Raw genomic sequence first — 17,193 nt, 5'->3', positions numbered from 1 at the left:
GCGCAGCAAGACGCCGACGTCGGCCAGCGCCGCGACCGGCGGCGGCGCCGGCGGCCCCGCGAACAGCGCCTGCGACTCGGCGCTCAGCAGGTGCTGGTGCGCGTCCACGAGCGGCACGATCTCGCGGCGCGGCGGGACGGTGTCGGCGCCGGCGGGCGCCGGCGCGCCCTGGTTCCACATGTCGACGTGCATGCGCCACGTCCCGGGCGCGGTCTCGCGCCACACGATGGCGTACTTGCCGACCGTCTCGCGCTCCGCGCCCGCGCCGTCCAGGAAGCGCGCGCGGTACACGCCCCAGTCGTACGCCGTCGATCCCGCGACGACGACGCTGTCGGGGGTGGCGACGTGCGAGAGCACCTTCGTGCGCGCCTGCGCGCCCCAGTACTCGCGCAGCGGCGCGGCGCCGCGGATCGCCGCGCGCCCGGGCGCCAGCGCGACGCCGTCGGGGGTGTAGAGCGCGACCATCCCGTCGGCGTCGCCGCGCTCGTAGCGCCGCGAGAACTCGGCGGAGGTGGCGGCGATGGCGGCGACGGCATCGCGGGTCGCGGCGCGCGGCGCGCTCGCGCACGCGGAGAGGATGGGTATCAGGAGGGCGGCAGGACGCATATTTCTACATTGTAGAAGCCTTCCGCGATGCGCGAGCGTCGGGCCGTTCGCGCGCCGTCAAACCCTCAGCGTTCCGCGAGCGCGCGCACGAGGTCGAGGTCGAGCACCCCCTTCGCGCCCCAGCCGCGCGTCCCCGCGGGGATGGCCGGGCGGAACCGCTCGTAGAGCGCGAACGCCTTCGCCTCCAGCGCGTCGGGCTCGTACGCCGCCGCGAGCGCCTCCATCGCCGCGCGCACCTCGGGGAGCGCCTCGCCGAACTTCCCGCGCAGGTAGCGCTCGACCCCCGTGGGCGTGGTGGGGCGCCCCTTCTCGACGGCCCGCAGGCCGCGCGGCGTGTCGACCGCCGGCACGGTGCGCCCGAGCAGCGGCACGAGCCGCTCCCGCCGACGGGCCCCGCGGGCGGCCGCGGGCTTCTTCCGCGCCGCCGGCCGCTCCGCGCGCGGCTCGACGATGCCGAGCCGGCGCCCCTTCGACTGCGCGTTCAGCCCGGCGACCGCGCCCCCGAGCGTGAGCGCGGCCGCGCGCCCGTGCCCCAGGCGCTCGGCGACCACGGCGCCCCACAGCGTCAGCACGGGGGCGCGGTTCACTCGGATCTCGTGCACGGGCATCTCGACCGTCCGGGGTGCGCGTCGCCGGTTCGCGGGACGGCCCTCCGCCCCGCCCTACCGCGGCGCGATACGCGCGACGACCGCCCGGAAGTCGGGGTCGGCCTCGTCGGCCGGGCCGCGCACCCGCGCGAGCAGCGCGGCGACCGTGCCGCCGTCGGCCGCGGGGCGGGCCGGGTCGACGCCGCGCGCCAGCAGCTCGCGCGCGACCGCCCAGTCGCGCGACTCGACGGCGGCGAACAGCGCGGTGCGGCCGCCGGCGTCGACGCGGCCGACGTCGGCGCCGCGCGCGAGCAGCGCGTCGTACCGCGCGCGGTCGCCCGCGCGGATCGCGCCGAAGAGGATCGGCGCCTCGTGGTCCCCCTCGCCGTTCGGGTCGGCGCCGCCGGCCATCAGCGCGTCGAACGCCGGCCCGGCGGAGTCCAGCGCGAGCGCGAGCGCCGACAGCCGCCCCTCGGGCGTGTGGTCCGGGCGCGCGCCGAGCGCGAGCAGGGGCGCCGTCATCTCCGGCCGCCGCAGCACCGCGAACGCGAGCAGGGTCATCCGCTCGCGCCCCTCGGCTTCCAGATCCGCGCCGCGCGCGGCGGCGCGCAGCGCCGCGGTGTCGCCGTCGGCGATCGCCCGCGCCACGGCGCGCGACGCGGGGTCGTCCCAGTACGCGGCGCCGCTCCCTTCGGCGCGGCCGGCGAGCATCGATCGTCCGCCCGTGGCCACCAGCGCCGTCGCGACGAGCGGGCCGAGGGCGCCGAGGCCGAGCGCCAGCGGGCGCAGGCCGGCGCGCGCGGCGCCCCAGCTCGCGGCCAGGGCGAGGGCCAGCGCGACGGGGACGAACCAGACCGCGCCCCGCCCCGCCGCGTCCTGGCCCGTCGCGAACAGCGCGACGCCCAGCGCGACGGCGAGCAGCACGGCGTTGCCGATCCAGAGCGCCTGCATGGCGGGCGTGGTTCGCGCGCGCGGCGCGGCCGTCAGCGTTCGAGCCGGAAGCCGGGGTCGAGCGCGGGCCGCCGCGGCGCGGTCGCGACGAACCAGCCGGTGAGGTACATCCACCGCGCCATGCGCGTGAGCTTCGGGTAGTCGATGCGCCCCGCGTCGTCGCGCGGCGTGTGGTAGTCGTCGTGCAGGTTGGTCGTGTACATCAGCGCCGGGACGTTCAGCCGCGCGTACGGCAGGTGGTCGCTGCGGAAGTACCACCCCTCCGGGTGCGTCGGCCGGTCCCAGAGCGAGTCGAGCGTGAAGCGGCCGGTGAGCGCGTTGGCGCGCAGCGCCATCGCCACGAGGTCGCTCGAGTTGCGGTGCGGCGGCTGCGCGCCGAGCAGCGACGCGGAGTCGGGGTGGTTGCGGCCGATCATGTCGCCGTTCAGCACCGCGACGATCCGCTCCAGCGGCACCACCGGGTGCGCGGCGTGCCAGCGCGATCCGATCAGGCCGCGCTCCTCGGCGCCGTGGTTGATGAACAGCACCGAGCGACGCCCCGGCTGCCGCACGAAGGCGCGCGCCGCCGCCAGCCCGGCGGCGGTGACCGTCGCGTTGTCGTCGGCGCCCGCGTGCACCGAGTCGCCCTCCAGGGTGACGCGCACGCCGTTGGCGTCCTGGTGCGAGCTGAACACGACGTACTCGTCGCGGAGCGCCGGGTCGGTGCCACGGACGCCGCCGATCACGTTCACCGTCGGCGTCGTGAACCGCTCGACCCGCACCGACAGCTCCGCCTGCGGCTGCTGCGCCAGGGCGTCGCGCATCGACGCGCGGACGAGGTAGGCCGGCGTCGCGCCAGCGCCGAGCGCGGGCGGCGGCCCGACGCGCCGCGGGCCGTCGGCGGCGCGCGGGACCGCGTCGTCCACGTCGTAGCTCCCGCGCGACCGCGCCGACGCCACCACCTCGAACGCGCTGTCGACGGCGGGGCTGGCGACGAGGAGCACGGCCGCCGCGCCCCGACGCTGGAAGCGCGCGAGCGTCGCGTTGACGGCGGCGTCGGCGTAGCGCGAGGCGAAGGTGTAGCTGTTGGCGCGGATCGCGGCCGGCGGCGGCGCGAGCAGCGGCGTCGCGACGACGCGCCCGCGCACCTCGACCGTGCTGTCCGCCGCATCGGCGACCCACAGTACCGCGCCCGCCGCCTCGGCCGGCACGACGTTCAGCGGCACGAGGTCGCGGAACAGCGTCATCGCCTGCCCGCCGACGCTCGCGCGGCTGCCGGCGGTCGAGACGCGGGTGCGGATCATGTCGACCCACTGAAACCAGGTGCCGCCCTCCCCCATCGGCTGCAGCCCGATGCGCCGGTACTGCTCGGCGAGCCACATCGACGCGCGCATCTCGTCGACCGTCCCGCCCTCGCGGCCGCGCATCGCGGGCGACGCCATCTCGGTCACGTCGCGCCGCAGGTCGGCCTCGCGCACGGCGGAGAGCGCGGCGGGGACCTCGGGGCCGCGGGACGCGCTCGGGGCCGTCTGCGCGCCGAGGGGAGCGGAGGCGACGGCGGCGAGCACGCCGGCGGCGAGACGGGCCGTTGTGGCGGGGAGGCGCACGATGGGAGTCGCTGGCGGTCGGGCGCGCCCGGTGCGCGCCGCGTGGGCTATATGCGCCGCGGGCGGCGCGTCGGCAAGCGACCGCGGGGCCGCGCCGGCGCGCGCGTGGCGGGCGGATTGACGCGCGCCATAGCTTGCGGCGTTCGCGTGCGCGTGTGCGGCGTGCGAGTGCGTCGTCCTCCCGGAAGGAGCCCGCCGAATGGCCGAGGAGCAGCGGAAGCGCCAGGGCTGGCTGGAGGCGGCGGTCATCTTCGCCGCCTGGACGGTCTTCGGGCTGACCCTGGCGAGCCAGTTCCACATGCAGTCGGAGCTGGTCGGGCGGCCCGACCGGTGGTCGGATTCCCTGCGCGCCGCCCTCATCGACGCGTACCTCTGGGCGCTGTCGACGGTCGCGATCTTCTGGCTGGCCCGGCGCGTGCCGCTCGCGCGCGGACGGCTGCTCGTCGGCGTCCCGGTGCACCTCCTCGCGGCCGTGCTCCTCGGGATGGCGCGCGCCGTGTGCAAGATCGAGCTCACGCGGCTCGTCCTCGGCTTCCGGACCCGCCCCTTCCCCGTGGTGTTCTGGGGGTCGGTGAGCCAGGACCTGATCTACTACGCCCTCCTGCTCGGCATCGCCTACGCCGTGTTCTACCACGACCGGTACCGCGAGCGCGAGCGGGCCGCCGAGCGCCTGGCGGCGGGGCTGACCGAGGCGCGGCTGCTGGCGCTGAAGACGCAGCTGCAGCCGCACTTCCTGTTCAACACGCTCAACGCGATCTCGGCGCTCATCCCCCCCGAGGCGAGGCCGGCGCGGCGCATGGTCGCCCACCTCGGCGACCTCCTGCGCATCTCCCTCGAGCACGAGGAGACCCACGAGGTGACGCTGCGCGAGGAGCTCGCGTCGCTCCAGCCGTACCTGGAGATCGAGCAGGCCCGCCTGGAGGAGCGCCTGACCGTCGTGACGGCGATCGCCCCCGAGACGCTCGACGCGCGCGTCCCCCACATGCTCCTGCAGCCGCTGGTCGAGAACGCGATCCGCCACGGCATCGCGCCGCGCGTCGCGCCGGGGACGGTCGCGATCTCCGCCACGATCGGGGCGGACGGGCGTCGCGTGGAGCTGGAGGTGCGGGACGACGGGCCCGGCGTGGACGGCCGCGCCGCCGCGACGCGGAGGGGCGTGGGGCTGACGAACGTCCGGTCGCGGCTCGAGCAGCTCTACGACGGCCAGCACCGCTTCGCGCTCGAGAACCATCCGGACGGGGGCACGGTCGCGCGCATCTCCCTCCCGTTCCACCGCGGACGCCCGGCCGGGGGCGCGTCGGGGCGCGCCGTCGAATGACGATCCGCGCGGTGATCGTGGACGACGAGCCGCTGGCGCGCCGCCGCATCGGCGACCTGCTCGCCGGCGCGGCGGACGTCGAGGTCGTCGCCGAGTGCGCGAACGGGGCGTCGGCGATCCGCGCGATCGACGAGTCGCCGCCGGACCTGCTCTTCCTGGACATCCAGATGCCGGAGCTGGACGGCTTCGACGTGCTGCAGGCGGTCGGCGTCGGTCGGGTGCCCGCGGTGGTCTTCGTGACCGCCTACGACCAGTTCGCGCTGCGCGCGTTCGAGGCGCACGCGCTCGACTACCTGCTGAAGCCGTTCACCGACGAGCGGTTCGAGGCCGCGCTGCAGCGCGTGCGCGGGCGGGTGCGCGAGCGCAACGGCGGCGACCTCGACGCCCGCCTCCGGGCGCTGCTGGCCGAGGTGCGCGGGGGGAGTGCGGGAGGCGGCTACCTGCAGCGGCTCGTGGTCCCGGCGGGCCACCGCAGCGTCTTCGTCCGGACCGACGAGATCGACTGGATCGAGGCGGAGCGCAACTACGTCCGCCTGCACGTGCGCGGCCGGGCGAGCCTGCTGCGGGAGAACCTGGGCCGCCTCGAGGCGGCGCTGGACCCGGCGAAGTTCTGCCGCATCCACCGCTCCACCATCGTGCAGATCGACCGCATCCAGGCGGTGGAGTCGCTGTTCAACGGCGAGTACCTGGTCGTGCTGCACGACGGGACGAAGCTGACCTCGAGCCGCAGCTACCGCCCGAACCTGCACCGCGTGATGGGCAGGGAGCCCTGACGTCGGCCCGGGCGGCGACGCCCGGCGTACCCGCGCGCGACGCGGCCCGCAGCGGCCGTACCCACGGTCCCGACGCTCGTACCACCGGCCATCGACTTCGTACCCGCCCGCTTGGCGTGCGACGGAGCGGCGTCCCATAGTGGCGACCGCATCGTGAACCCGCACCCGGCCATGGTCGATCGTCGCGCATTCCTCGGTCTCACCCTCGGCGCCGGCGCCTCGCTGGCGCTCACGCCGGCGATGCTCCGCGCCCTGCAGGGCGTCGAGGCGCTGCGGCAGCCGGGCGCCCTGCTCCAGCGCGCCATCCCGTCGACCGGGGAGATGATCCCGGCCGTCGGGCTCTCGTTCTCGAACCACGTGTCGTGCGCCGATCCCGCCGCGCTCCGGGACGTGCTCCGGGCGTTCGCCGACGGCGGCGGCCGGGTGTTCGACGCGATGCACGGCAACGCGCGCGCGGAGGAGTTCCACGCCGCGGCCGCGACCGGGCTCGGGATCGAGCGGAAGCTCTTCTGGTCGACGCGCGGCGCGCCCCCGGGCGGTCCGGGCGGCCCGCCGCCCCCGGGCGCCGCCGCCGCGAAGGCGCACGTCGCGGCGACGCTGGCACGACTGAAGGTGTCCCGCCTCGACCTGGTCATGGTGAACCCCGCCGCCGACCCGACGCACCTGGGCGCCCTGCAGGAGGAGAAGCAGGCGGGGCGCGTGCGGTACGTCGGCGCGCAGGTGATCAGCGACAACCTGTATCCCGAGCTCGAGGCGGCGATGCGCAACGAGCCGCTCGACTTCGTCGGCGTCGACTACGACGTCGGCAACCGCGCGCGGGTCGAGGACACGATCCTGCCGCTCGCCGCGGAGCGGAAGATCGCCGTGATGGCGTTCTTCCCGTTCGGCAACAACGGGGGCGTCAGCTGCGGGAGCGGCCGCAACCTGTTCGCGCGCGTCGGCGAGCGGCCGGTCCCCGAGTGGGCCGCGGAGTTCGACGCGACGACGTGGGCGCAGTTCTTCCTCAAGTACGTGCTCGGCCACCCGGCCGTCACCGTCGCGCGCGTGGGCACCACGAAGCCGACGCACATGGCGGACAACCTGCGCGGCGGCGTCGGGCGGCTGCCGGACGAGGCGACGCGCCGGCGCATGGCGGCGTTCGTCGACGGGCTGCCCCCCATCGCGCCGCCGCCCATGTCGCCGGCCCAGGCGCCGGGGATCGCGCTCCCGGCGGCGGTCCTCGACCGCTACGTCGGCGAGTACGCGCTGCCGTCGGGGACCGTGATCGCGTTCCGGCACGACGGCGCGCGGCTGCTCGTGAAGCCGGGGAGCAGTCCGGAGCTCCCGCTCAACGCGCGGTCGGAGACGCGCTTCCAGGACCCGCGCGGGCCGACCTTCGAGTTCCGGCTCGACGCGCAGGGGAAGGTCACGGGGGCGACGCTGGAGCAGCAGGGGCCGCAGGGCCCGCAGCGCCTCCAGCTCGAGCGGAAGTAGGGCGCCCCGTCCGGCGCACGGCGTTCATCACTCAGCATCCCTGGAGCATCGAATGCGCAAGGCTCGTCTCATCGCGCCGATCGTGTCGGCCGTGCTGCTCGCCTCCGCCTGCGGCGGGGGTGACGGCTCCACCCCCGTGGACCCGACGCCGTCGGGGCCGACGGCCCGCGTGCGCTTCTTCAACGCCACGACGGGGATGACGGGGAGCGGCGGGTTCACGGCGAACGGACAGTTCGCGAGCGGCTCCGCGCTGGCGTCCGGCCAGGCCACGCCGTCGTGCGCGACGGTCGCCGCCGGCCCGACGTCGTTCGGCTTCGGTGCGGCGAACGCGGGCGGCACGGGGCTCGGCGGCAGCGCGCTCGCGACGCTCGACGGCCAGACGCTCGCCGCGGGCGGCCGGTACACCGTGGTGGCCACGGGCGCCGCGACGAGTCCGACGCTCTACCTGCTCGACGACGGCTACACGGGGACGCTTCCCACCAACCAGGCGGCGGTCCGGTTCGTGAACCTCGCGCCGGGCACGGGCACGACGGCGAACACCTTCGTCGCCTACATGGGCGCGTTCGGGGCCGGCCAGTCGCCGGTCGCGGTCAACATCGCGGTCGGCACGCCGACGGAGTTCAAGCCCGTCGCCGGCGGCGCCAACACCTTCTCGGTCGTCCAGGTGCAGGGGCACAGCGTCGTGATCCCGAGTGGCGCGGCCACCCTGCAGCCCGGCACGGTCAACACGCTCGCGATCGTGCAGTCGGCGTCGGCGTCGGCCGGCTTCCAGCTGGTCAACGTCCCGGGCTGCTAGCGGGGCGTGTGGGACGGCGTCCGGGGAGGTAGGATGGAATCCATGCAGAGGATCGCTGCACTCACGCTCGCGGCGGGCGCGTGTCTCGCGTGCGGCGGGGACCCGGTCGGGCAGGGCGAGGCGCCGCGACTGACGCTCTCGCCCGACAGTCTGGTGGTGGGCGTGGCCGAATCGTCGCCGCTCGTCGCCACGGTGACGAACGCCGGCGGCGCCGTGCAGTACGTCCCGCTGCAGTACGTCTCCCGCGATCCCAAGGTGGCGACCGTGAGCGCGAACGGCGCCATCAGCGCCGTGGCAGTCGGCGCGACGTACGTCGTCGCCACGCTCGCGGAGCGGCCGGAGGTGCGCGACTCCGTCCGGGTGCGCGTGCACGCCGACTCCTGCTCGGGCGCGCGCCCCCACTTCGGCGGGCCGGCGACGGCGGAGGACCGGAAGCTCTTCGCCTACGACGCCGACGCGCCGCTGCGCCTGCAGCAGACGGTCGAGTCCACGAGCGGCGGTGTCGAGACCAGCCGCGTGTCGTTCGACAGCCCCGACGGCGGCTCCGTGACGGGCATGGTGTGGGCGCCCGTCGCGCGTCCGGGCCCGCGCCCCGCGATCGTGCTGCTGCACGGCCTCCCCGGCACGGCGCGCCTGCTGTCCGAGCGCGGGCAGGGTCTCGCGCAGGCCGGCGCGGTGGTGCTGGCGATCGACGCGCCGTTCTCGCGCCGCGCGGGGCCGGCGCTGACCTTCACCCCGCAGGACCGCTTCGAGCAGATCCAGGTGGTGAAGGACCTGCAGCGCGCCGTGGACGTGCTGCGCGCGCGCACCGACGTCGATCCCGCGCGCGTCGCCTTCGTGGGGTTCAGCTGGGGCGGCGCGACCGGCGCGCTGTTCGTCGGGATCGAGCGGCGGCTCCGGACGGCGGCGCTGGTGGTCGGCCACGGCGGCCAGGTCTCGCACGCCACCGGCCCGGACGGCTTCAAGCACATCGCCGGCCTGTCGTGCGCCCAGCGGGTGGCCTGGATCCGCGCGATGGCGCCCGTGGAGCCGATCCGCTACGTCGGCAACGCGAACGCCCCGCTGCTGCTGCAGAACGGGATGCAGGACGAGTTCATCCCCCGCCCCGACGCCGCGGAGCTGCACGCGGCCGCCCCGGACCCGAAGGACGTGCGCTGGTACGCCACGGGGCACGTCCTCGGCCAGCAGGCGCTGGCCGACTTCCACCGCTGGATGCACGAGAAGATCGGCCTCGACCTGCCGGCCGGGCCGCCGTAGCCCGGCGCGCCCGCGAGGGCGAGGAACGGCCGGAACGACGCGAGGGCGGGGGAAGCTTCCCCCGCCCTCGCGTCGTTCTCAGCGTGCGTCGTCGCCGGAGGCCCGGCTCAGCCGCACTCGCTGAAGCCGCACACGTGGCACTTCACGCACCCCTCGGCGAACTCGAGCTGGCTGCCGCAGTCGGGGCACGTCCCCATGAACACCTCGCCGCCGTGGAAGCTCTCGAACGCCGGCTGCGCCTGCGCCTGCACGCTGGCGACCGGGGCCACCACCTGCTCGCGCGCCGGGACCGCGGGCGCGGCGGACGTGCCGCCGAGGAGGTCCTGCTGCACCCCCTGCTTGTCGCGCCACCACTCCTCGAGCGCGATGCCGACGGCGTCGGGCATCGACAGCACCTTGTTCGGGCCGAGGCCCACCGCGCGGTCGGACGAGATGCCGCGGAGCTGGCGGATGATCTCCTGCAGCGGGATCCCCGACCGCAGCGCGAGCGACACCAGGCGGCCGAGCGCCTCGGCGTCCGCCATCGCGCTCCCGCCGGCCTTGCCGAGGTTGAGGAAGACGTCGAACGGCTGGTTGCGGTCGTCCTCGGAGATGTGGACGAACATCGTGCCGAGCGGCGTCTCCTTGCGCATCGACGTCGAGCGGAGCTTGTCGGGGCGCGCGCGCTTGGCGCGGCGCTGCAGGTTCTCCGCCTCGGCCTCGTAGAGCGACTTCTTGGTGCGCTCCATCTCGGCCTCGAGCTCGGCGATGGTCCCCTGCAGCTCGCCGACCTGGCGGCGCAGCGCGACCGCCTCCGTCTTGTCGGCCGCCGGCTCGGCGCCGCCGCCCGCCGCCGCCTTCTCGCGCTCCTTCTTCGCCTGCTCGGTGGCGCCCGTCGACAGCACCTGCCCGTCGCGCGAGCCGTCGCGGTAGACCGTGACGCCCTTGCAGCGCAGCTCGTAGGCGAGCTCGTAGATCGCGCGCACGTCGTCGATCGTCGCCGCGTGCGAGAAGTTCGTCGTCTTGGAGATCGCCGAGTCGCAGTGCTCCTGGAAGGCCGCCTGCATGCGGACGTGCCACTCCGGGGCGATCAGGTTGGCCGTCACGAAGACGCGCTGCCACCGCTCCGGCACCTCGGCGTGCACCACCGTGCCCGTCTTGGCGATGCGCTCCATCAGCTCGTCCGAGAACCACCCCTCGCGCTTGGCGATGGCGACGAAGTCCTCGTTGACGTCGGGCATCATGACGCCCGCCTGGTTGCGCATGAAGGCGACCGCGAACAGCGGCTCCAGCCCCGACGAGCAGCCGGCGATGATCGAGATCGTCCCCGTCGGGGCGACCGTCGTCACGTTGCAGTTGCGGAGCATCTGCATCGGGCGGATGCGCTTCCCGTCGGCGTCGCGGGCGCACGTCTCGTCCGGGCCCCAGATCGAGCGCGCCCACTCGGGGAACGGGCCGCGCTCCTTGGCGAGGCGCTCGCTCTCCTTCTTCCCCTCGACGTCGAGGAACTCCATCACGCGCCGCCCCATCTCCACGCCCTCGGCGGTGTCGTACGGGACGCCGAGCTTGATCAGCGCGTCGGCGAAGCCCATGACGCCGAGCCCGATGCGCCGGATGCGCTTGGAGAGCGCGTCGATCTCCGGCAGCGGGTACTTGTTGACGTCGATGATGTTGTCGAGGAAGTGCGTCGAGGTGCGGATGTCGCGCCCCATCGCCTCCCAGTCGAGCTTCCCGTCGCGGACGTAGTAGCCGACGTTGACCGAGCCGAGGTTGCAGACGTCGTACGGGAGCAGCGGCTGCTCGCCGCACGGGTTGGTGGCCTCGTACGCGCCGAGGTGCGGGACCGGGTTGTACCGGTTCGCCTCGTCGATGAAGAACACCCCCGGCTCGCCGGTGCGCCACGCGCCGAGCACCATCTTGTCCCACACGGTCCGCGCGTCGAGCTGCCCCGTCACCTGCCCCGTCGTCGGGTCGACCAGGTCGTAGCTCCCGCCGGCCTTGAGCGCCTGCATGAACTTCTCGGTGACGCCGACCGAGATGTTGAAGTTCGTGATCTTGGTCAGGTCTTCCTTGCAGGCGATGAAGTCGAGCACGTCGGGGTGGTCGACGCGCAGGATCCCCATGTTCGCCCCGCGCCGCGTCCCCCCCTGCTTCACCGCGTCGGTCGACGAGTCGTAGAGCTGCATGAATGACACGGGCCCGCTCGCCACCCCCGTGGTCGAGCGCACCATCGACCCCTTGCCGCGCAGGCGGCTGAAGCTGAAGCCCGTGCCGCCCCCCGACTGGTGGATGAGCGCCATCGAGCGGAGCGTGTCGTAGATGCCGTTCTGGCCGTTCGACAGCGCGTCCTCGACCGGCAGCACGAAGCACGCGGAGAGCTGGCCGAGCGGGCGGCCGGCGTTCATCAGCGTCGGCGAGTTCGGCTCGAAGCGGCGCTGCGTCATCAGCGCGTAGAACTCCTCCGCCAGCGCCTGCACCTGCGCGTCCGAGGCGCCGTAGCGGCGGTCGGCCTCGGCGACCACCGTGGCGACGCGCCAGAACATGTCTTCGGGGCGCTCGGTGGGCTTGCCCGCCGCGTCCTTGACCAGATAGCGCTTCTCCAGAACGGTGCGCGCGTTCTGGGACAGCTCGGCCGGGATCGACGGGGGCGTGGGCGACAGGGGCATGAAGGGTCTCCTTCGGCGGCGACGACGGGCCCGAGGCGGGGGCTCGGGCGGGAGCGGTTCGGACTCAGGAACTCACGCCACCGGACTGGGTCGACGGCGGCGGCGGACGGCGATCGGCGGGCGGAAATCCGGAGGGGAGGGGCAACCTACTGGCGCTTGCTCGGACGCACAATGACCCCGACGGCCCCCCGGGTTCCCCCGGCGATCGGCACGTGCGCACGCCTGTGACGCACGCCCCAAACGGACGTGTGCGAACGGCGCGCAAGTGCAACGGGGACAACGCATACGGCGACCCGCAACGTCAGATGTTTTGCACCCGGATGCCCACCTGTCCGACGTCGGACAAGGGCACCCGTTCCGCATGGGCGACGCACGACTTGCTCGCTCTCACGTCTAGCACTTCGGGTGCCAGGGCAAACGCGTGGCGCCGGTGTTCCGCGCCCGAACGAACGCCGGCAGGGGTGGTCGCGACTGTGCCGCTTTCGACCCACGATGCGACGATGCCGACGGGCTCTGGCCCCGTCAGCCGAGCCGCGTGAACTCCCCGGCGCGGTGCCGGCTCTGGAGGCGGACGTAGGCCTCGGCGGTCCGCGCGATGCGCCCCCGCTCCTCCTCGGTCGTCGCGCGCACCACCCGCCCCGGCACCCCGACCACCAGCGACCCGGGGGGCACGGCCATCCCCTCCCGCACCACGGCGCCCGCGCCGACGATCGACCCCGCGCCGAGCGTGGCGCCGTTCAGCACGAGGGCGCCCATCCCCACCAGCACGTCGTCCGCGACCACCGCGCCGTGCACCACCGCGCGATGCCCGACGGTGACGCGCGCGCCGAGCACGCACGGGAGCCCGGGGTCGGCGTGCAGCACGGCGCCATCCTGCACGTTGCTCTCGTCGCCGACGACGATGCGCTCATTGTCGCCGCGGATCACCGCGAACGGCCACACGCTCGCGCCCTCGCCGAGCGTGACGTCGCCGCACACGAACGCGAGCGGGTGGACGAAGGGGGCGCGCCCCGGCGCGGGGTGGTCGGCGGGAGACATGCCGCTACTCTACCGATGCCCCCCGCCCGCGCCAGGGCCGCCCCTCCCTCAGAGCGATCGCGCCGTGGATCCCCACCCCGCCCTCCCCGACGCCGCCACGCGCGTCCGCGACAGCTTCGCGCGCCAGCGCTTCATGGCGACGCTCGGCGCCACGCTCGCCGAGGTCGCGCCCGGGCGCGTCGCGATCGACCTCCCGTTCGAGGACGCGCTGGCGCAGCAGCACGGCTTCCTGCACGCGGGCGCCGGCGCGGCGGTGGTCGACAGCGCCTGCGGCTACGCGGCGCTCACCCTCATGCCGGCGGACGCCGCCGTGCTCACGATCGAGTTCAAGGTGAACCTGCTCGCCCCCGGCGCCGGTGCCCGCTTCCGCGCGGTGGGGCGCGTCGTGCGCGCGGGGCGGACGATCACGGTGTGCGCCGGCGAGCTGCTCGCACTCCCCGACGAGGAGGGCGCGGAACCGGTCCCGGTCGCGATGATGCAGGCGACGATCATGGCGGTGCGCGAGCGGCCGGCGCTGCGGGACTGACCAGCGGCGTCGGACGTTCGCGCGGGGCGTCAGCGGTAACGGAACGGGAGCAGCCGCGACGCCGTCGCCTGCGCGACGTGGACCAGCACGTCGTAGTCGACCGCCGGAGACGCCCGGGTGAAGTAGAGCTCCGGCCGCCCCGGGTCGAACCCGGAGCCGATCGAGCGCATCGGGACGGCGCCGGCGAGCGCCTGCGCGTCTGGGGCGCTCGCCGCCCGGCGCATGTCGACCAGGAAGTACGGCAGCGCGGTGGCCTGGGCGTGCGCCTCCCACGAGCCAGGCGCCACGTACGCGGTCTCCATCGTCGAGAGCCCCATCGCGGTGCCGTTGGTGAAGCGGACCGCGCTCAATCGGCCGGTGCCGAAGCTGAACCCCACGATGACGTAGTCGGCGCCGAAGCGCGCGCGGAGGTGGGCGCCCTGCGCGCCGGGGACCGCCGACACGTGGTAGTTGTGCGCCCACAGCGCCATGCGCGCGCCGGCCGGCAGGCGCCCGAGGTGCCACGCCGTGTTCTCGGCCATGTAGCGGTCGCGCGCCTGGGACGACGAGACGACGTCGGCGCGGCCGGCCATGTCCTCCCACTGCACCACCAGCCGCGCGTACTGCAGCGCCAGCGCGAACGCCTCCGGGGACGTGGCGGCGGCGTACGCGTCGCGCCGCGCCAGGAGCGACGCGTGGACGCGCGCCACCGCCGCCGAGCACTGGGCGCGCTCGCCCGCCGAGACGAGCGCGTAGCGGACCGGCCCGGGGCGCTCGTTCCGGTTGCGCGACGACTCGAGGCACGCGTAGCCGCTGTCCACCGCGGCGGCGCGGGCCGGGTCGACGCGCCGCACGTACGCCGCCACGCTGTCGATCGCCGCGCCCGGCGACTGCATGTCGAAGCCGAAGAAACGGACCTGCCGGTCCGCCGGAACGGTCGCGTTGTACTCGCGCATCCAGCGCACCAGCGCGAGCACCTCCTCCGTGTTCCACGTCCAGAAGTAGAGATTCGACAGCAGCACCGCCGGGTCGCCGGGGCCGCCGCGCACCCAGCGGTCGACGGCCTCGGCCTCGGGCATGGTCGCCTCGATCGCGAACGCCGTGAAGCCGCGGGCGCGCACGAGGTGCTCCACGAAACGGTGCTTGAGCTGGAAGTGCTCGCGCGTGCCGTGCGTCCCCTCCCCCAGCCCCACGAGCCGCGCCCCGCCCACCGCCGCGTCCAGCGCCGCCAGGTCGCCACGCGCGAGCGACGGCGCGCTGCCGGCCAGCGGCGCGGCCGCCGACTTGAGCCAGGCGACCGCCGCCGGGTCCACCGGCGGGATCGGTTCGAAGCCCGGAGACGCGAAGGCGCGCGCGAGCCGAGCGGCCGAGGCGCGCGCCGCCGCCAGCGCCGCCGAATCGATGGGGGCCGGCGCCGGCGCGGTGACGGTGGTGGGCACGTCGTCACCCACCGCCTCGATGGTGAAGTCGTCGAACCACGCCCACCCCGCGCCGGAGACCATCGGGCCGGCGATGATCGAGACGGCGTGCTCCGGCACGTCGGCGACGATCTCGAGCTGGCGCCAGTCGGAGGTGCCGAGCACGCCGCGGCCCTGCATGTTGTCGAGCGCGAGCGTCGTCCCGGCGCCGTCGACGCGGAGCCAGAGCCGCGCGCCGCCGCCGTCCATCGCGTTCGTCCGCACCCAGCCGCGCAGCCTGACCCGCCGGCCGAGCCACGGCGCGGCGTCGAGCTGCTGCGCCAGCGCGAGGAACGCCGCGCCGGGCGACGCGTCCATGCTGCGGATGGTCGCGCTCCAGTCGCCCGACCGCGCGCCGCCGGAGTCGAGGCCCGCCTGGTACTCGGTCGTGCTGCCGCCCCACAGGGCCCAGCCGTCGGGGACGCCGACGCGCGCCCGCGGTGTCGTCGCGCCCGGCGACGTCTGCTCGTCGGGCGCCGCGGCGTCCCGACACGCCGCCAGCAGGAGCAGCAGCGCCCCCGTCGCGCGGAGCGCGGTCGTCAGCGCCCGGCGGAGACGGCGGGGTATCCGGGGGCCGCCGGTCGGGGTGCCGGGCGGGGGGCCGAGCCGAGCGGCGCGAGTCGTCATGGCGAGCTTCCGGTGCGATACCGCGCGCCCCCGTGCAGCCCCACGTGCGGCGCGGCGTCGCGCAGCGAGACGTCGGCGGTCCGGGCGAGCGCGGAGGTGGAACGCGGGGCTGGAGCGACTCGCGCGCCGGCGATGTCGCCCGCGCCGCGTCGCCGGGTGCGGTTGGCGGTGACGCGGGCGCCACGCGCATCCCCGGTGCCGGGCCGCCCCGTCGCGCCAACCTGCGTCCTAGACGGCGGTTGGGCCAGCGCCGGCCGGCACCGCCGTCCTCGCACCCGGACGATCGCGTCCCCGCGCGAGGACGTACGTCGCGCGTCGGCGCCGCGCTAGAACGACAGCCCGAGCGTCCCGTACACGCTCGCCGCGCGCCCGGCCCGCGCCCGCTCGCGCACCGGCGCCGCCACCCCGACGCGCAGCCGGTACCCCTGGTCGTACTGCAGCGCCGCGTCGAGGTTCAGCTCCGCGCCCACCGAGGCCAGCCACCGCGGCGCGTCGGGCGAGACGGCGAGGTTCGACGCGCCGTCCGCGGTCCGCCGGCAGAGCGTCTGGACGGCGCGGTCGACGTCGCGCGGGCACCACGCGCTCCCGGCGTCGGCGAACGCCGACAGCGACACGCGGTCGAGGAACGCCGGCAGCAGGTCGAGCCCGCGCGCCGGCAGCAGGAGCGGCGCGCGGTACTCGGCCGACGCCGCCGCGGCGCGGATCCCGCGCTGCGCCCCCGCCGCGAAGCCGCGCACGCCGAACGTCCGCGCCGGGTCGCCGACGGTGACGCCCGGCAGCAGCAGCGCGCTGCTCCCGCTGGTGCCGCCGGCGCCGAACTCGGTCGACGCGCGCCGGTCGGTCGCGCCCCCGGCCACGCGCAGCGCGAGCACGTGGTGCGCGAAGCCGGGCAGGTCGAGCGACTTGTACGCGCGCGCCACGCCGACTACGCGGCGCGACGCGCCGTCGGCCGCGCCGGCGCCGTCCTGCCACCGGTGCTGCGCGGTGAACGACAGCGACACCCCGTCCTCGGGCGACACGCTGCGCAGCGGGCGTCGCGTGTTGCCCCACGACCCGGCGAGCGACAGCGTCGGGAACGACGCGCCGAGCAGCGAGTCGGCGCGGCCGGCGAGCGCGGCGAGCGGCGACCGGTAGTCGCGCGTCTCCCAGGACGCGCCCACCGAGAGCGCGGCGCTGGTCCGGTAGCGCGGCCGCGCGAACGCGAGCCCCGCGCCCACCACGCGCGACCGGCGGTCGAGCGCGACCTCCTGCGCCGGGCCGCCGCCCGGCGTGCGCACCGCGACGGTGTCGTACTGCCACGCCTGCGACGCGGTGACGTCGACGAACGGGCGCGCCCACCGCGTCAGGCGGTACGCCGCGTCCCCCTCGACGTCGCCGGTCCGCACGTTCCCCAGCAGCCGCGCGCTGTAGGCGTGGCGCCCGAGGACGTCGTGCGCGCTGGTGCCGGCGCCGAGCAGCGTCCCGCCGCCGTCGGCGGCGGCGGCGAGCGGCGTCCAGTAGCGCGGGACCAGCGTGCGCCAGGGCGAGTACGGGCGTGGCGCCGCCGCGACCGGCGGGGGCGCGTCGGCCGCGGC

Annotated in this window: 14 protein-coding genes; 6 read left to right on the top strand and 8 right to left on the bottom strand. The window is 75.6% G+C overall.

Annotation, left to right across the window (positions count from 1 at the left end):
* The 4 genes from PYV61_RS08390 to PYV61_RS08375 form a co-directional block, all read right to left on the bottom strand.
* On the bottom strand, positions 1–606 hold a 606-nt coding region (locus tag PYV61_RS08390; protein WP_275830296.1), incomplete at its 3' end, for a nuclear transport factor 2 family protein.
* Between the two features lie 65 nt (positions 607–671).
* Positions 672–1,208, bottom strand: a complete 537-nt coding sequence (locus tag PYV61_RS08385) for a hypothetical protein (RefSeq protein ID WP_275830294.1) — start codon at positions 1,206–1,208, stop codon at positions 672–674.
* Positions 1,209–1,268: 60 nt separating this feature from the next.
* Positions 1,269–2,144 carry a hypothetical protein gene (locus PYV61_RS08380; protein ID WP_275830292.1) on the bottom strand — a complete coding sequence of 292 codons (876 nt, stop codon included), beginning with the start codon at positions 2,142–2,144 and terminating at the stop codon, positions 1,269–1,271.
* A 32-nt stretch (positions 2,145–2,176) separates the two neighbouring features.
* A complete protein-coding gene (locus tag PYV61_RS08375) occupies positions 2,177–3,730 on the bottom strand; it encodes a M28 family peptidase (RefSeq protein WP_275830290.1) in 1,554 nt (517 codons plus the stop codon).
* Positions 3,731–3,929: 199 nt separating this feature from the next.
* On the opposite strand from PYV61_RS08375, the gene PYV61_RS08370 reads away from it, so the two are divergent.
* The 5 genes from PYV61_RS08370 (at position 3,930) to PYV61_RS08350 (ending at position 9,347) form a co-directional block, all read left to right on the top strand.
* Positions 3,930–5,048: a histidine kinase gene (locus PYV61_RS08370; RefSeq protein WP_275830288.1), complete on the top strand. Its 1,119-nt coding sequence runs from the start codon at positions 3,930–3,932 to the stop codon at positions 5,046–5,048.
* Positions 5,045–5,821 carry a LytTR family DNA-binding domain-containing protein gene (locus tag PYV61_RS08365; RefSeq protein ID WP_275830286.1) on the top strand — a complete coding sequence of 259 codons (777 nt, stop codon included), beginning with the start codon at positions 5,045–5,047 and terminating at the stop codon, positions 5,819–5,821. Before PYV61_RS08370 ends, PYV61_RS08365 begins: the two co-directional genes overlap by 4 nt.
* A gap of 171 nt (positions 5,822–5,992) precedes the next feature.
* Positions 5,993–7,294 (top strand): aldo/keto reductase, encoded by a 1,302-nt coding sequence (locus PYV61_RS08360; RefSeq protein WP_275830283.1) that lies wholly within the window; start codon positions 5,993–5,995, stop codon positions 7,292–7,294.
* Positions 7,295–7,346: 52 nt separating this feature from the next.
* Positions 7,347–8,090: a DUF4397 domain-containing protein gene (locus PYV61_RS08355; RefSeq protein ID WP_275830281.1), complete on the top strand. Its 744-nt coding sequence runs from the start codon at positions 7,347–7,349 to the stop codon at positions 8,088–8,090.
* A 42-nt stretch (positions 8,091–8,132) separates the two neighbouring features.
* Complete coding sequence (locus tag PYV61_RS08350) at positions 8,133–9,347, top strand: alpha/beta fold hydrolase (protein WP_275830279.1); 1,215 nt, start codon at positions 8,133–8,135, stop codon at positions 9,345–9,347.
* A 107-nt stretch (positions 9,348–9,454) separates the two neighbouring features.
* Here PYV61_RS08350 and PYV61_RS08345 read toward each other — a convergent pair whose 3' ends face one another.
* Positions 9,455–11,992, bottom strand: coding sequence for a vitamin B12-dependent ribonucleotide reductase (locus PYV61_RS08345; protein WP_275830277.1), 2,538 nt, complete (start codon positions 11,990–11,992; stop codon positions 9,455–9,457).
* A gap of 522 nt (positions 11,993–12,514) precedes the next feature.
* Positions 12,515–13,030, bottom strand: coding sequence for a gamma carbonic anhydrase family protein (locus PYV61_RS08340; protein WP_275830275.1), 516 nt, complete (start codon positions 13,028–13,030; stop codon positions 12,515–12,517).
* A 64-nt stretch (positions 13,031–13,094) separates the two neighbouring features.
* Here PYV61_RS08340 and PYV61_RS08335 point away from each other — a divergent pair, with 64 nt between their 5' ends.
* On the top strand, positions 13,095–13,556 hold the full coding sequence (locus PYV61_RS08335) for a PaaI family thioesterase (RefSeq protein WP_275830273.1): 462 nt from the start codon (positions 13,095–13,097) through the stop codon (positions 13,554–13,556).
* 29 nt (positions 13,557–13,585) lie between these two features.
* Here PYV61_RS08335 and PYV61_RS08330 read toward each other — a convergent pair whose 3' ends face one another.
* Both PYV61_RS08330 and PYV61_RS08325 read right to left on the bottom strand, forming a co-directional pair.
* Complete coding sequence (locus tag PYV61_RS08330; protein WP_275830271.1) at positions 13,586–15,619, bottom strand: erythromycin esterase family protein; 2,034 nt, start codon at positions 15,617–15,619, stop codon at positions 13,586–13,588.
* Positions 15,620–15,945: 326 nt separating this feature from the next.
* The coding region (locus tag PYV61_RS08325; protein WP_275830269.1) for a BamA/TamA family outer membrane protein at positions 15,946–17,193 on the bottom strand (1,248 nt) is incomplete at its 5' end.

The sequence above is a fragment of the Roseisolibacter sp. H3M3-2 genome (assembly GCF_029211165.1).
Taxonomy (GTDB): Bacteria; Gemmatimonadota; Gemmatimonadetes; order Gemmatimonadales; family Gemmatimonadaceae; genus Roseisolibacter.
This window is presented reverse-complemented; position numbering and strand designations above follow the sequence as displayed.

Bases quoted from the DNA above. Each gene is read 5' to 3' on its own strand.
- PYV61_RS08340 (WP_275830275.1), bottom strand. From the start codon at position 13,030: ATGTCTCCCGCCGACCACCCCGCGCCGGGGCGCGCCCCCTTCGTCCAC.
- PYV61_RS08355 (WP_275830281.1), top strand. From the start codon at position 7,347: ATGCGCAAGGCTCGTCTCATCGCGCCGATCGTGTCGGCCGTGCTGCTC.
- PYV61_RS08330 (WP_275830271.1), bottom strand. From the start codon at position 15,619: ATGACGACTCGCGCCGCTCGGCTCGGCCCCCCGCCCGGCACCCCGACC.
- PYV61_RS08350 (WP_275830279.1), top strand. From the start codon at position 8,133: ATGCAGAGGATCGCTGCACTCACGCTCGCGGCGGGCGCGTGTCTCGCG.
- PYV61_RS08360 (WP_275830283.1), top strand. From the start codon at position 5,993: ATGGTCGATCGTCGCGCATTCCTCGGTCTCACCCTCGGCGCCGGCGCC.
- PYV61_RS08380 (WP_275830292.1), bottom strand. From the start codon at position 2,144: ATGCAGGCGCTCTGGATCGGCAACGCCGTGCTGCTCGCCGTCGCGCTG.
- PYV61_RS08345 (WP_275830277.1), bottom strand. From the start codon at position 11,992: ATGCCCCTGTCGCCCACGCCCCCGTCGATCCCGGCCGAGCTGTCCCAG.
- PYV61_RS08370 (WP_275830288.1), top strand. From the start codon at position 3,930: ATGGCCGAGGAGCAGCGGAAGCGCCAGGGCTGGCTGGAGGCGGCGGTC.
- PYV61_RS08365 (WP_275830286.1), top strand. From the start codon at position 5,045: ATGACGATCCGCGCGGTGATCGTGGACGACGAGCCGCTGGCGCGCCGC.